This window comes from Flavobacterium aerium (assembly GCF_030766725.1).
GTDB classification, from domain to species: Bacteria; Bacteroidota; Bacteroidia; order Flavobacteriales; family Flavobacteriaceae; genus Flavobacterium; species Flavobacterium aerium.
The window spans coordinates 82,274-96,345 of the sequence record NZ_JARQWR010000012.1 but is presented as its reverse complement, the minus strand read 5'-3'; the positions used below and the strand labels follow the sequence as shown (position 1 = coordinate 96,345).

General features: G+C 32.9%; 13 protein-coding genes. 7 read left to right on the top strand and 6 right to left on the bottom strand.

Annotation, left to right across the window (positions count from 1 at the left end):
• Positions 1-11: 11 nt before the first annotated feature.
• Together carB and rpmH are read right to left on the bottom strand one after the other, a co-directional pair.
• Positions 12-2,864 carry a carbamoyl-phosphate synthase large subunit gene (carB, locus tag P6733_RS15825; RefSeq protein WP_306353908.1) on the bottom strand — a complete coding sequence of 951 codons (2,853 nt, stop codon included), beginning with the start codon at positions 2,862-2,864 and terminating at the stop codon, positions 12-14.
• Between the two features lie 99 nt (positions 2,865-2,963).
• Complete coding sequence (gene rpmH, locus P6733_RS15820) at positions 2,964-3,122, bottom strand: 50S ribosomal protein L34 (RefSeq protein WP_306353907.1); 159 nt, start codon at positions 3,120-3,122, stop codon at positions 2,964-2,966.
• Between the two features lie 163 nt (positions 3,123-3,285).
• Here rpmH and P6733_RS15815 point away from each other — a divergent pair, with 163 nt between their 5' ends.
• Positions 3,286-3,801, top strand: a complete 516-nt coding sequence (locus tag P6733_RS15815; RefSeq protein WP_306353906.1) for a DUF2892 domain-containing protein — start codon at positions 3,286-3,288, stop codon at positions 3,799-3,801.
• Positions 3,802-3,875: 74 nt separating this feature from the next.
• Here the strand turns inward: P6733_RS15815 and P6733_RS15810 are convergent, their stop codons facing one another.
• Positions 3,876-4,766 carry a lytic transglycosylase domain-containing protein gene (locus P6733_RS15810; protein ID WP_306353904.1) on the bottom strand — a complete coding sequence of 297 codons (891 nt, stop codon included), beginning with the start codon at positions 4,764-4,766 and terminating at the stop codon, positions 3,876-3,878.
• A 52-nt stretch (positions 4,767-4,818) separates the two neighbouring features.
• A complete protein-coding gene (locus P6733_RS15805) occupies positions 4,819-5,484 on the bottom strand; it encodes an alpha/beta hydrolase (RefSeq protein ID WP_306353903.1) in 666 nt (221 codons plus the stop codon).
• A gap of 499 nt (positions 5,485-5,983) precedes the next feature.
• Here P6733_RS15805 and P6733_RS15800 point away from each other — a divergent pair, with 499 nt between their 5' ends.
• Both P6733_RS15800 and P6733_RS15795 read left to right on the top strand, forming a co-directional pair.
• On the top strand, positions 5,984-6,268 hold the full coding sequence (locus P6733_RS15800; RefSeq protein ID WP_306353902.1) for a GNAT family N-acetyltransferase: 285 nt from the start codon (positions 5,984-5,986) through the stop codon (positions 6,266-6,268).
• Positions 6,269-6,322: 54 nt separating this feature from the next.
• Complete coding sequence (locus P6733_RS15795) at positions 6,323-7,039, top strand: 3-ketoacyl-ACP reductase (protein ID WP_306353901.1); 717 nt, start codon at positions 6,323-6,325, stop codon at positions 7,037-7,039.
• 71 nt (positions 7,040-7,110) lie between these two features.
• Here P6733_RS15795 and mtaB read toward each other — a convergent pair whose 3' ends face one another.
• Complete coding sequence (gene mtaB, locus P6733_RS15790) at positions 7,111-8,439, bottom strand: tRNA (N(6)-L-threonylcarbamoyladenosine(37)-C(2))-methylthiotransferase MtaB (protein WP_306353900.1); 1,329 nt, start codon at positions 8,437-8,439, stop codon at positions 7,111-7,113.
• Positions 8,440-8,570: 131 nt separating this feature from the next.
• On the opposite strand from mtaB, the gene P6733_RS15785 reads away from it, so the two are divergent.
• The 3 genes from P6733_RS15785 to P6733_RS15775 all read left to right on the top strand — a co-directional run bounded on the left by P6733_RS15785 (position 8,571) and on the right by P6733_RS15775 (position 12,200).
• Positions 8,571-10,190 carry an ABC transporter substrate-binding protein gene (locus P6733_RS15785; protein ID WP_306353899.1) on the top strand — a complete coding sequence of 540 codons (1,620 nt, stop codon included), beginning with the start codon at positions 8,571-8,573 and terminating at the stop codon, positions 10,188-10,190.
• Positions 10,191-10,257: 67 nt separating this feature from the next.
• The gene (locus P6733_RS15780) at positions 10,258-10,932 is read left to right on the top strand and encodes a response regulator transcription factor (protein WP_306353898.1); all 675 of its coding nucleotides are present in this window, start codon (positions 10,258-10,260) and stop codon (positions 10,930-10,932) included.
• On the top strand, positions 10,932-12,200 hold the full coding sequence (locus P6733_RS15775) for a sensor histidine kinase (protein ID WP_306353897.1): 1,269 nt from the start codon (positions 10,932-10,934) through the stop codon (positions 12,198-12,200). The genes P6733_RS15780 and P6733_RS15775 overlap by 1 nt, the downstream gene beginning before the upstream one ends.
• A 63-nt stretch (positions 12,201-12,263) precedes the next feature.
• Here the strand turns inward: P6733_RS15775 and P6733_RS15770 are convergent, their stop codons facing one another.
• Complete coding sequence (locus P6733_RS15770; RefSeq protein ID WP_306353896.1) at positions 12,264-13,223, bottom strand: hypothetical protein; 960 nt, start codon at positions 13,221-13,223, stop codon at positions 12,264-12,266.
• A 347-nt stretch (positions 13,224-13,570) separates the two neighbouring features.
• On the opposite strand from P6733_RS15770, the gene P6733_RS15765 reads away from it, so the two are divergent.
• Positions 13,571-14,017 (top strand): PepSY-like domain-containing protein, encoded by a 447-nt coding sequence (locus tag P6733_RS15765; RefSeq protein WP_306353895.1) that lies wholly within the window; start codon positions 13,571-13,573, stop codon positions 14,015-14,017.
• Positions 14,018-14,072: the final 55 nt, after the last annotated feature.

Sequence of the window (14,072 nt, the reverse complement as noted above, 5' to 3'; positions counted from 1 at the left end):
AAGTATTGAGATTATTTACTCAAGTACATTTTTCTTCTAGAATATAATTCGTAGAACTGATCATCTTTCAAGTCATCAATGAACAAGATACTTTCTCCAGTACTCTTCATCTCTGGTCCAAGTTTTTTATTCACATTTGGGAATTTATTGAAAGAGAAAACGGGTTGCTTGATTGCAAATCCTTTTAACTGTGGATTAAAAGTAAAGTCGGTTACTTTGTTGTGTCCTAACATTACTTTTGTCGCATAGTTCACATAAGGTTCACCGTATGCTTTTGCAATAAATGGTACCGTACGGGAAGCTCTAGGATTCGCTTCAATGATGTACACTGTATCATCTTTGATCGCAAACTGAATGTTGATTAATCCAACGGTTCTCAAAGCCAAAGCAATTTTATGCGTATGATCTTTGATTTGTTGCATTACAAATTCTCCTAAGTTAAACGGAGGTAATGTCGCATTACTATCACCAGAGTGTACTCCACAAGGCTCAATATGCTCCATGATTCCGATGATGTATACATTTTCACCATCACAGATTGCATCTGCTTCTGCTTCAATGGCCCCATCAAGGTAATGATCCAGTAATAATTTATTATTTGGAATCTTACGTAATAAATCTACTACGTGTTCTTCTAATTCTTGCTTATTGATGACAATTTTCATCCCTTGACCTCCTAATACATAGGATGGTCTTACTAATAATGGGAAATCTAATTTATCTGCTAAAGCCGAAGCTTCATCGGCAGTTTCAGCAATTCCGAATTGTGGGAAAGGAATTTTTAACTCTGTTAATAAATCCGAAAATCTTCCTCTATCTTCTGCTAAATCTAATGCATCAAAACTTGTTCCGATGATTTTTATCCCGTAACGTTCTAGTTTTTCTGCTAATTTTAAAGCTGTTTGTCCTCCTAATTGAACAATTACACCTTCTGGTTTCTCATGTTGGATAATATCGTAGATATGCTCCCAGAAAACAGGTTCAAAGTATAATTTATCAGCGGTATCAAAATCGGTAGAAACAGTTTCAGGATTACAGTTAATCATGATGGTTTCATATCCACATTCTGCTGCTGCCAATACACCGTGTACACAAGAATAATCAAACTCGATTCCTTGTCCAATTCGGTTTGGCCCAGAACCTAGTACAACGATTTTCTTTTTATCGGTTACAACACTTTCATTATCTACATAACGTTCTCCATTTGCTTTTTCAATTTCAGCTTCAAAAGTTGAGTAGTAGTATGGTGTTTTTGCTTTAAATTCGGCAGCACAAGTATCAACTAATTTATAAACACGTTTGATTTTTAATTCTTCACGTCTGTTATATACTTGGCTCTCCAAACAACCTACCATGTGTGCAATTTGTCTGTCGGCAAAACCTTTTTGTTTTGCTTCCAAAAGAATTTCACGTGGTAAAGTATCTATTTTATAAGTAGAGATTTCTTTGTCTAAAGCATATAATTCTTCGTATTGCTTTAAAAACCACATATCAATTTTTGTAATTTCATGGATACGGCTCAATGGAATTCCCATTTGAATTGCATCGTAAATCACAAATACACGATCCCAACTTGCATACGTTAGTTTTTCAATGATTTGCTCATAGTTTGAATATCCTTTTCCATCAGCTCCTAAACCATTACGTTTAATCTCTAATGATTGAGTTGCTTTGTGTAAAGCTTCTTGGAAAGAACGTCCAATTCCCATCACCTCACCTACTGATTTCATTTGTAAACCTAAAGTTCTGTCTGAACCTTCGAATTTATCAAAATTCCAACGTGGTATTTTTACAATTACATAGTCTAATGTTGGCTCAAATAAAGCTGACGTAGATTTTGTAATTTGATTTTGTAATTCATCTAAAGTATATCCTAATGCTAACTTAGAAGCAATTTTTGCAATTGGATAACCTGTTGCTTTTGACGCTAAGGCAGAAGAACGAGATACACGAGGATTGATTTCAATCGCTACGATATCTTCTTTATCATCTGGACTTACAGCAAACTGTACGTTACATCCACCGGAAAAGTTTCCGATGCTACGCATCATCAAGATTGCCATATCACGCATTTTTTGGAATGTCGTGTCGGATAGAGTCATTGCTGGTGCTACTGTAATAGAATCTCCGGTATGGATTCCCATTGGGTCCATATTTTCAATAGAACAGATAATAACTACGTTATCGTTCTTATCTCTCAGTAATTCTAATTCGTATTCTTTCCAACCTAATAGAGCTTTGTCAATTAAAACTTCATGTATTGGTGAAGCTTCAAGACCACGCGTTAATAAATCGTCGAAATCTTCTTTTTTATGAACAAATGCTGCTCCTGTACCTCCAAGGGTAAAAGAAGGACGTATTACCAACGGAAAACCGAACTCTTGTGCAATTTCTTTTCCTTTTAGAAATGAAGTTGCTGTTTTTGCCGGTGCTGCTGGAATACCAATTTTTTCAAGAAGTTGTTTAAACTGCTCTCTATCTTCGGTGATATTAATAGCATTAATATCCACTCCAATTAATCGTACATTGAAATCTGCCCAAATCCCTTTTTCATCTGCTTCCAAACATAAATTTAAAGCTGTTTGTCCTCCCATTGTAGGTAGTACAGCATCAATATTTGGATGTTGTTTTAAGATCTCAATTATAGATTTAGTGGTAAGCGGTTTTAAATAAACATGGTCAGCCATTGAAGGATCCGTCATAATCGTTGCAGGATTTGAATTGATCAAAATCACTTCAATTCCTTCTTCTCTTAGCGAGCGAGCGGATTGTGAACCTGCATAATCAAATTCACAAGCTTGTCCGATAACGATTGGTCCTGAGCCTATTATTAAAACCGATTTAATTGAATTGTCTTTTGGCATTGTTGTAGTATTGTAGTTAAATTATATTATTCTAAAAAAGATATAAAAAAAGGCGTTACTAAAATAAGTAACACCTCTTTTTATGCTTAATAAAAAACATTATTTTTTATGTCTTGGTTCACAAGATACAGTCAATTTGTGTCTTCCTTTAGCTCTTCTACGAGCAAGCACTTTTCTGCCATTAGCTGAAGCCATTCTGTCCATGAAACCGTGCTTATTTCTTCTTTTTCTCTTTGATGGTTGAAACGTTCTTTTCATTTTATTTATCTTTTATCGCTGTAACTGAATTAATTTTGCACATCATATAGGTTTCTAAAAGTGCGGTGCAAATATACAAAGACTTTTTTCTCTTACAAACGGTTTTATAAAAATATTTTTATTTGATTTTATTATCTTTGCAAATTCATATAAAAAACTAACTATGTATCATAGAAATATTAAGCTCATTTTAGCGGGATTGATTATCATTACAGGTATTTGGCAATTCACAGAAGGAAATATTGGAAATGGAATTTTCTTATTACTTTTTTCTACAGTATTCATTTTTCTTTACTTTAAAAACGAATTTATACTACTTGCGTTCTTAAAATTAAGAAAACAGGACTTTCCTGGCGCTCAAAAATGGTTAAGTTTCATCAAAAATCCTGAAACTGCTTTAGTACGTAAACAACAAGGTTATTTTAATTACCTACACGGTTTAATGATTTCTCAAACTAATTTAACGCAAGCTGAAAAATATTTCAAGAAAGCAATTGAATTAGGCTTAAATATGGATCAGGACTTAGCCTTAGCAAAATTAAACCTTGCGGGTATAGCAATGACCCGAAGAAGAAAGATGGAGGCTACAACGCTCTTAAATGAAGCGAAGAAGCTGGACAAACAAAATATGTTGAAAGAACAGATTCAACAAATGAAACAACAGATGAAAAAAATCTAAGTTGTTTTCTATTCTATAGTAAAAAAGGCTGTCTAAAATTTAGACAGCCTTTTTTGTTTATTCACTTCATACTTCTAGTATCCTTTCAATGGGATATCTAAGATATATTTCTTCTTCAATGGATTTGTTAGTTTTTTATCACGCAACCAAGGGTTATGGATTTTTAATATTTTATAATTAATCCCTTGATCTTTTGCAAAACTTGCCCAATCGGTTACTGTTGAATCAACTTCTACTTTCTTAACCGGTAAATTTTCATACAATTCGTCTGGCGTCAAATTATACCCATAAACTGTTGGGTTTTTCATGATTTCTTTTACAGCTAAAATTCTGAATACATAACGTGATGTTTCTTCTGTCAATAACAAATCGTAGTAATTATCTACTTTCTGAATATCAATTTGTTTGTTTACGCCACCCATACCACCATTGTATGATGCTGCTGCGAGAGTCCATGATCCAAATTTATTTTTGGCTGCCAATAAATATTTACAAGCCGCTTCTGTAGATTTCTCCAAGTGGTAACGTTCGTCAACCTCATCATTTACTTCCATTCCTTTTTCTTTGGCAGTATCGGGCATAAATTGCCATACTCCTTTTGCACCTGCAGAAGAAACCACATTTACAAGTCCGCTTTCAATCACTGCCAAATATTTGAAATCATCTGGCACACCGTATCTTTTCAAAATAGGTTCAATAACAGGAAAAGCTCTGTTTGCTCTTTTTAACGTTAGAATTGTATTGGAATGCCAATTTGCATTTACCAATAGTTCTCTATCAAATCGTTCTTTCACATCTGAAATTTCCAAAGGTGCTTTCTCTCCTGCAAAATCAACTGACTTTGGGAAATAATTCATTGTTGTACCTTTATTTTCATTCAGATTACCACTAGATGTCGCATGAATTAAAACTCCACTCACAACCACTACGGACAATACTACTCCTGTTTTCTTAATCCAATTCATACGTTATACTCTTAATTTTTCTTTTTTAAAGCTACAAAAAATCAAAAAACAATTACTGTTCTTCTAAAATAATTTGTGGCAAATTTTTATTTATCCACTTATACTTATTCAAAATCATAACATGTGTTCCTCCTTTTACTGTTACACAGCTCTTTATGTACTTTATTGGGAACACATCGTCAAGGTCTCCATGAATGTGAATCACTCTTTCATCTGCAACTGTTCGATCCCACAAAATTACTTGTTCTATCGCCCAATCCAAATATTTTTTATTGCGTACAGAAAGGTACAATTCATATAATTTTAACCGTTGTGTAATCTTATTATCTCCAAAAGCATATTTCCCTAACTTTTCAATATCTTGCATCAATCCTGTTGGAACTAACTTATAGGCCTTGGTTGTTTTTGCAATTTTCATTCGGCGTGGAAACTCCAAATTGGTTTTAACACTGGATATAATTATCAATTTCCTTACCAAAATTATTTTAGCAATCTCCTGCACTAGTATTCCACCAAAAGAAACACCAACCAATACAGGGTTTTCGTGTTTTATATTTTTGACCATGCGAGCAGCATATTCTGGGAGTGTTTCATGGTCCAAAGGAACGGCCCATTCTAATAAAAATATCTCGAAAGTGTCTTCGGGCAGTTGTATTCTTTCAAATATCAAAGGACTAGCGGCTAATCCTGGCATAAAGTAAACCGGTATTTTACTCATCTATTTCTTTATTAAAGCGGCTGAAAAAAAATTTCAAAATCATTATTTATGATTTTCTGTATAAAATTAGAATTATTATCCAAGTTTCATTCTTTGCTGATTTTAAATTAACGATAAATTATAATTTCCAAAATTGATTTCTCCATTGCTCTACCCTATAAAATCTCATATTATATTGAACAAGTATCATAAAATTCCCTTTACTTCATAAGATATACCCTAAAACCGTTTGATATTGACACTCAATTCAATACCTTTGTAATTAAATTACACCCTATAACCAAACCTTGGAACATATTCTAAATGGTGTTATAGTCGTTTCCAAAAAAAATTCAGCATTTTCAGAAAAAGAGTCTTTTTATTACAATGCTATCGTTATTACCACAAGCATTGATCTTTCCTTTGAAAATATCTGTTTCTAAGGTAACTCGACTTTAGCAGCGATTAGTAGTATTTCCAAATACCCAACTGATAATACCACAACAGACTATTCACAATTATGGAAATTAAAGACAATGAATTCTCAAGACAATTTGAAATTTTAGTTGAAGGCCAACTAATCACCATTGAATATTCTTTTCAGGAAAGAAAAATATTTTTAACCCGAATTAATCTTCCTGATCATTTTGAAAATGATGAAATAATCAATGAGTTTCTAAAAAACATTATGATTATCGCTGAAGAGCGCAAATTAAAGGTAGTTCCTATTCACCCGAAAATTGCACAGTTTTTCAGAAAAAACCCAGTATATAGAGATTTATTACCTCCTGGTATTCGAATCTAATAACCGTTTTGCTTTTATGTTTTAAGCAGATTAAATTTTATTAAAAACACATTTATGGAATCATTACAAGGGAAAAATGCCCTTATTACTGGTGCTGGAAAAGGTATCGGTAAGGCTGTTGCAATTGCATTAGCCCAAGAAGGTGTAAACGTGGCATTATTAGCCCGCACCACCGCAGATTTAGAGAAATTAGCGCAAGAGATTAAAGCTTTCAATGTAAAAACATTAGTTGTTACAGCGGACATCTCTGATATCGACTCTGTGAACGCAGCTGTTGCAAAAGTAGAAACTGAATTCAAAACTATTGATATCTTAATTAATAGTGCGGGAATTGCTTCTTTTGGTAAATTTCTTGAATTAGAGCCGAAGGACTGGGAACGTATTATTCAAGTAAATGTTATGGGTGTATATTATGCTACTCGTGCCGTTTTACCAAATATGATTGCTAGAGAAACAGGTGATATCATCAATATTTCTTCTACAGCAGGATTAAAAGGAAATGCTTTAACCAGTGCTTATAGTGCTAGTAAATTTGCTGTATTAGGTTTAACAGAGTCTTTAATGCAGGAAGTTCGCAAGCATAACATTCGTGTGACTGCTTTAACACCAAGCACTGTAGCTACGGATATGGCTAAGGATTTGAAATTGACGGATGGTAATCCGGATAAAGTAATGCAAGCAGAAGATGTTGCCGAACTTATTATCGCACAATTAAAACTAAACCGTAGAGTGTTTATTAAAGATAGTGGCATTTGGTCTACGAATCCTTAATTCGGAATCTATTGTATATAAAAAACGCCCTAATCTATCGATCAGGGCGTTTTTATATTATAGGTAACTGATTAGGCTGTTACAACATTAAATTCCATTCGGACTGTACCATCTTCATCAATTTTTGTTAAGTGTATATCGTGAAGTGTATTCACTAATTCTGGATTCCATGGTGTTTTTACTTTCACATAGTTCTCTGTGAACCCATGAATGTATCCTTCTTTGTTTTCACTTTCAAAAAGGACTGTTTTATTTTTCCCTATTTGGCTTTCATAAAATGCACGACGTTTTTTCACGGATAATCCACGTAACATTTTACTGCGTTTACTACGTACATTCAACGGTACTCCTCCACCCATTACAGCCGCTTCCGTATTGTCACGTTCTGAATAAGTAAAGACATGTAAATAGGAAATATCTAAATCGTTTAAGAAATGGTATGTTTCTAAAAAGTGTTCTTCAGTCTCTCCTGGAAAACCAACAATAACATCAACTCCAATACAGGCATCGGGCATTACTTCTCTAATCTTTGCCACACGTTCTATGTACAATTCACGCATGTATCGACGTTTCATTAATCGTAAAATAGCATTGCTTCCTGATTGCAATGGAATATGGAAATGTGGTACAAAAGTTCGGCTTTTTGAGACAAACTCTATCGTTTCATTTTTCAGTAGATTGGGTTCAATCGATGAAATACGTAGACGTTCAATTCCTTCTACTTTATCCAAAGCTGTTACTAGTTCATAGAAGGTATGTTCGTGCTTTTTGTTTCCAAATTCTCCCTTACCATAATCTCCTATATTAACACCAGTTAATACAATTTCTTTAATGTTTTGCTCTGATATTTCTTTTGCATTTTTCAATACATTATCCATCGTATCACTACGTGAAATTCCCCTTGCTAGTGGAATTGTACAATAAGTACATTTGTAATCACATCCATCCTGTACTTTTAGGAATGCACGGGTACGATCGCCAATAGAATAACTTCCTACATAGAAATCGGCTTCTGAAATTTCACAAGAGTGCACTTCTCCAAAATCGTTCTTCGATAAATCATTGATATAATCGGTAATCTTGAATTTCTCTGTGGCTCCCAATACTAAATCTACTCCATCTACCGAAGCTAATTCTTCTGGTTTCAACTGGGCATAGCAGCCTACAGCAGCTACAAAGGCTTTATCGTTATTCTTTAAGGCTTTCTTTACAACCTGCTTAAATTGTTTATCGGCATTCTCCGTTACGGAACAGGTATTGATTACATAAATATCGGCTACGTCTTCAAATTCTACATGGTCGAAACCTTCGTCTTTGAAATTACGTGCAATCGTTGATGTTTCTGAAAAATTCAGTTTACATCCTAAAGTATAAAAGGCAACTCTTTTTTTATTTTCCATAAAATCCATTCATTTCTTCGAGTCTAGTCCCGTTGTATTCCTGCGGTTTTACTATTCAATATAGCCATTAAATTTATCTATATTTACATTACTCAAATGAGAGTGCAAATTTACACACAAAAATTGGTTAAATGAAATCATTAATTTATTTTATATCAGCGTTTTGCATTACAACAATTTTACTTTCCTGCTCAAAAACACGAGAAGAAAACCGCGATCAATTCGTTTTTCGTTATAATGAAAGTGCAAATGTAACCTCATTGGATCCGGTTTTTGCTAAAACACAATCGAATATTTGGGTGTGTAACCAAATTTTTAACGGTTTAGTTCAATTGGATGATAGTCTTCATATTCAACCGGATCTAGCTTCTTCCTGGACTCTTTCTGAAGATGGAAAAACATATACTTTTCTTTTAAAGAAAAACATTAATTTTCAAAAACACATTGCTTTTGGTCAAGATAGTACTCGCACCGTAATAGCTAAAGATTTTGAATATAGCTTCAACCGTTTATTGGATGATCAAATTGCTTCACCTGGTCGTTGGGTATTGCAAAATGTTTCTGAATTCAAGGCCATTAATGATTCTATATTTCAAATTCAATTATCGAAACCTTTCCCTGCATTTCTAGGTTTATTGTCTATGAAATATGCTTCTGTTGTTCCAAAAGAGGTTATTGAGGATAAAAACAATGATTTTCGTTCCCACCCTATTGGTACCGGCCCTTTCCAATTCAAACTTTGGGAAGAGAATGTGAAATTGGTTTTACGTAGAAACCCAATATATTTTGAAAAAGATAAGCAAGGCATTCAACTTCCTTATCTTGAAGCAGTAGCAATTACTTTTTTACCGGATAAACAAAGTGGTTTTTTACAATTTATTCAAGGAAAATTAGACTTTGTATCTGGACTAGATCCCTCTTATAAAGATGAGATACTAACTCAAAAAGGAGAATTGGCACCAAAATACAGAAACACCGTCAATATGATTACTGGTCCCTATCTAAATACCGAATATCTAGGATTTAGAATGGATGGTAGTGATAAAGCGGTGCTTGATGTACGTATTCGTCAGGCGATGAACTATGGTTTTGACCGACAAAAGTTAATTACTTATCTTAGGAATAACATGGGAACACCTGCCACCAACGGAATAATTCCAAATGGCTTACCCAGCTTCAATAATTTGAAAGGATATGATTATGAGCCTGAAAAAGCGAAAGCTTTAATTAAAAGTTATTTGAATGATACGCACCAAGTGAAACCCAAAATCACATTAAGTACTAACGGCTCGTATGTAGATATTGCAGAGTTCTTACAACGGGAATGGCAAAAAATAGGATTGGATGTTCAAGTCGATGTAAATCCTCCTTCTACTTTGCGCCAAGCAATTGCAACTGGGAAAGTATCTTTCTTCAGAGCAAGTTGGATTGCTGATTACCCTGATGCTGAGAATTATTTATCATTGTTTTATAGTAAAAACTTCACCCCTAATGGTCCAAATTATACTCATTTTAAAAATGCACAATTTGATCAATGGTATGAACAAGCCTTTCTAGAAACCGACAATGAAAAGCGTTATGCTTTATATCAAAAAATGGATGTCTTAGTAATGAAAGAAGCACCCATTATTCCACTTTTCTATGATAAAGTAGCTCGTTTTTCCAGAAAAAACATTGAGGGTCTTAGTATTAATCCTTTGAATTTATTAAATTTAAAAAGGGTTAAAAAAACAAAATCAGAAGAGTTTTAATTCCTAAATGTTTCCAATATTGTATTGGATCTTAGCCAACATTTATAATTTTAATAGCCACTTCAAAATGAAAATATTAATCATTGAGGACGAACCTGGATTACAACAAGTGATGCAACAATCACTTGAAAAAGAAAAATATATTGTTGAAACTGCTTCAAATTACTTTACTGGTTTAGATAAAATTGTAGCCTTTGAATATGATTGCATCTTGATTGACATTATGCTTCCAGATGGAAATGGTCTAGATTTACTTCGTGAAATAAAAACAATTAAAAAGAAAGCAGCACTCATTATTATTTCCGCCAAAGACTCTGTAGATGATAAAGTAAAAGGTCTTGATCTTGGCGCAGATGACTACTTAACAAAACCTTTTCATTTAGCTGAATTACATGCTCGTATTAAATCTTCTATTCGGAGAAAAAACCATGATGGAGACACTGTAATTACATGGAATAATATTATTCTTTCTCCAGAATTAAGAACGGTTGTTGTGGATGATAAACCATTACTGCTCAATCGAAAAGAATTTGATTTATTGTATTATTTCATCATTAATCCAAATCGACTAATTAATAAAACTGCTATTGCTGAATTTGTTTGGGGAGATCATACGGATCAAGCAGATAACTTAGATTTTGTTTATTCCCAAATAAAAAATTTACGAAAAAAACTAAAAGACATCAATGCTATTATAGAAATACAGGCTGTATATGGAATTGGTTATAAAATGACATCATAATGAAATTACAATATTATACTCTTCGTTATCTGGTAATTGCATTACTCGCAGTAATTGCATTATGGGCTAGTTTATTCTATCTCGTAATATTGGATGAAGTATATGATAATATTAATGATGGTTTGAAAAATTCTAAAATCATTATTATCCGTGAAACATTTAAAAACCCTAAGCTCCTCGATACTCCAGAATACGGTGCCAACCAATACATCATTACTCCCTTACCTAAAGGAAACTATTCCTATAAAGATGAACTCATCAGCACCATGCATTTCATGGAATATGATGATGATTACCAACCGGTACGCATCCTTAAAACAGTTTTCAATGATGCCAAAGGGCAACCTCATCTTTTACAAATCCGAGCCTCAATCGTCGAAGAAGATGAATTAATGGAAGATTTATTAATTGCTTTAATTGCTTTATACGGAATGCTTGTTATTAGTATTCTTGCTGTAAATCATTGGGTTTTAAAACGAGTATGGAAATCATTTCATCTTTTACTCTTAAAATTACAGGATTTCAAATTGGGTACTGGACATCATTTTCAAGCACCTCCGTCTCCTGTCAATGAGTTTAAAGAACTTGGAGCCGCAATTGAAAAAATGTTGCAGCGTAATGAAATTATTTATTCCAGTCAAAAACAATTCATAGAAAATGCAGCACATGAATTACAAACTCCATTAGCCATTACCATTAATAAGCTTGAACTTTTTGCCGAAAATAATGCCATAACCGAAGAACAGATGGTTGAAATTGGTCAGATTAGCGAAACAATTAGCCGGTTAATTCGATTAAACAAATCTTTATTGATGTTGTCCCGAATTGAAAACCAGCAATTCACAGACGAAGAGGTTGTTAATTTCAATACACTGACACATGATTTAGTTGAAGATTTTTCCGATTTATCTGCTTATAAAAAAGTAACCATTTCTATTGCTGAAATAGGTTTGCTAAATTTCAAAATGAATAAAGGGCTTGCTTCTACCCTAATTAGCAATTTATTAAAAAATGCATTAAATCATAATTATCCTGAAGGATTCATTGAAATTACTATTTCGAATACTAGTTTTAAAATAAAAAATAGTAGTCCAAATATGCCCCTAAATCCAGAATATATCTATAATCGTTTTTATCGCCATACTACTCATGCTCAATCTACAGGATTAGGCTTAGCTATTGTTCGTTCCATTATTGTTAGCTATAGCTTAGTTATACTATACAACTATAATAATGGGCATGAATTTGAGATTACATTTCCAATCTAATAATTTTTCAAAAAAAAACGAGATCTAATATGTAGACCTCGTTTTAAAATTTAATTATTCAAATTACATATTAGGTGTACCGGGTACAATTCCTAATTTTTGTAAATTTTGTCTAATCCCATCTCTTATTTTCATCATTTCTGGGTCATTATAGAAAAGAAGTATTTTTTTACTCTTCCCATCTACATCTTCCGGTTTATCATTTAATAACACAAAATGGGTAAATGTCTCCGCTCCATCTTCATCCATTGAAGAACAAGCATAAGCACTTACAAACTCTCCTGGTAAAGCATTAAAAATCTTACTGGGATTCATAGACATCAATATCTCATTGGGTAGTTCTGAAACTTTTTTCCAAGAAATAACTGTCATTTGTTTAATAAATGAACCCTCTTTATATATTCCTCCATAGCTATCGTTTTGAGGAAAATAATTCAAATACTCCTGTGTTTTATTTTTTGTTATATAATGTCCAAATTCATGAATCATAGCATAGGTTGTCATATCGTAACCTAATGTATTGTGCTTATAATCTGGCGCTGAAAAGGAAGGGATTTGTGTTTTACCTCTCTCTACATCATAGGCAAGTCCTAAAGAAAATTGACTTAAAGAACTCTTTTTTCGGGCACCAATATAAGCATATACATTGGATCCTTCTTCTGGATAGAAAACAGTAAGTTGTGTTATTTCCTTTCGATATTCTGCAGGAATAATGTCTGTAAATAATTTAAATCTTTTCTTATGTTCTTTAATTGCTTTTTGTTCTTTCTCCCAGATTTCTTTTTTCATATACTCTGGTGCATTACTTGGCATTGGAAAAGTTTTATTCAGATAAACATCATCGTTGAATATGTTATACGCTATAATAGTATTGCGAACTTCCTTATCATCATTGTCATCTGGAAAAATAATTTCTTTTTGATTATGAACAGTCTCTTTGGTACAAGACTCGAAAAATGATACAGTAGATATTGTTATTATTAAAAATAATCCCAATTTCAGTAAATTGTTTTGATTGGACATAGTGTATGAATTTTATTAATAAAATAATACTTCGCAAAACAAACATCATGCCAACAAAAACATAATTCACTATGTATAAAGGCAATACAATATTACTCTTACTTAGAAAGCAGAGATTTCATTAATTAAGCAAACAAATATTTTCATTCCTAATTGTTTCCTAAATCAGGTTTTAGCTTTGTCAAGAAATTAATAATCAATACCTCAAAAAACAATTGAAGAACATAAAAAAGAAGTCAATTAATCTTAACTTAAAAGGAGTTTAAGCTGGAATTTTAGCCTATTTTCCTTATCTTAATTGACTCAAATCTTATTAAACATTTTTTTTAACCTTAAATATAATTACTATGAAAACATCATTTATTAGCCGAGTAGCAACTGCATTATTAGTACTTGCTAGTTTTACAATGTCTGCTCAAGATGATCAACCTATTCAAAATTCTGAACTTCCTAAAGCTGCCACTGAATTTTTAAAACTTCATTTCAAGGACAACGCCATTCATCATGCAACAAAAGATGTAGATACATTTAAAACATCTTATGAGGTCATGTTAGCGGATGGTACAAAAGTAGAATTCACTAAAAAAGGGGAATGGAAAGAAGTGGATGGTAAACATAAAGCAATTCCAACTGCTTTTATTCCTAAAGCAATATTGACTTACGTAAAAACAAATTATCCTACGGAGACTATCACAAAAATAGACCGAGGATTCCGTGATATCGATGTAGATTTAAGCAACGGAATAGATTTAGAATTTGATTTAAAAGGAAATTTTATTAAGATTGACCGATAATCCATCTTGTAAATAGAAAACCCCCGACTATTGAGTACAGTCGGGGGTTTATATT

Coding starts and splice junctions, on each gene's coding strand:
- rpmH (WP_306353907.1), bottom strand. CDS start 3,122: ATGAAAAGAACGTTTCAACCATCAAAGAGAAAAAGAAGAAATAAGCAC.
- P6733_RS15805 (WP_306353903.1), bottom strand. CDS start 5,484: ATGAGTAAAATACCGGTTTACTTTATGCCAGGATTAGCCGCTAGTCCT.
- P6733_RS15795 (WP_306353901.1), top strand. CDS start 6,323: ATGGAATCATTACAAGGGAAAAATGCCCTTATTACTGGTGCTGGAAAA.
- P6733_RS15780 (WP_306353898.1), top strand. CDS start 10,258: ATGAAAATATTAATCATTGAGGACGAACCTGGATTACAACAAGTGATG.
- mtaB (WP_306353900.1), bottom strand. CDS start 8,439: ATGGAAAATAAAAAAAGAGTTGCCTTTTATACTTTAGGATGTAAACTG.
- carB (WP_306353908.1), bottom strand. CDS start 2,864: ATGCCAAAAGACAATTCAATTAAATCGGTTTTAATAATAGGCTCAGGA.
- P6733_RS15770 (WP_306353896.1), bottom strand. CDS start 13,223: ATGTCCAATCAAAACAATTTACTGAAATTGGGATTATTTTTAATAATA.
- P6733_RS15810 (WP_306353904.1), bottom strand. CDS start 4,766: ATGAATTGGATTAAGAAAACAGGAGTAGTATTGTCCGTAGTGGTTGTG.
- P6733_RS15800 (WP_306353902.1), top strand. CDS start 5,984: ATGGAAATTAAAGACAATGAATTCTCAAGACAATTTGAAATTTTAGTT.
- P6733_RS15775 (WP_306353897.1), top strand. CDS start 10,932: ATGAAATTACAATATTATACTCTTCGTTATCTGGTAATTGCATTACTC.
- P6733_RS15815 (WP_306353906.1), top strand. CDS start 3,286: ATGTATCATAGAAATATTAAGCTCATTTTAGCGGGATTGATTATCATT.
- P6733_RS15765 (WP_306353895.1), top strand. CDS start 13,571: ATGAAAACATCATTTATTAGCCGAGTAGCAACTGCATTATTAGTACTT.
- P6733_RS15785 (WP_306353899.1), top strand. CDS start 8,571: ATGAAATCATTAATTTATTTTATATCAGCGTTTTGCATTACAACAATT.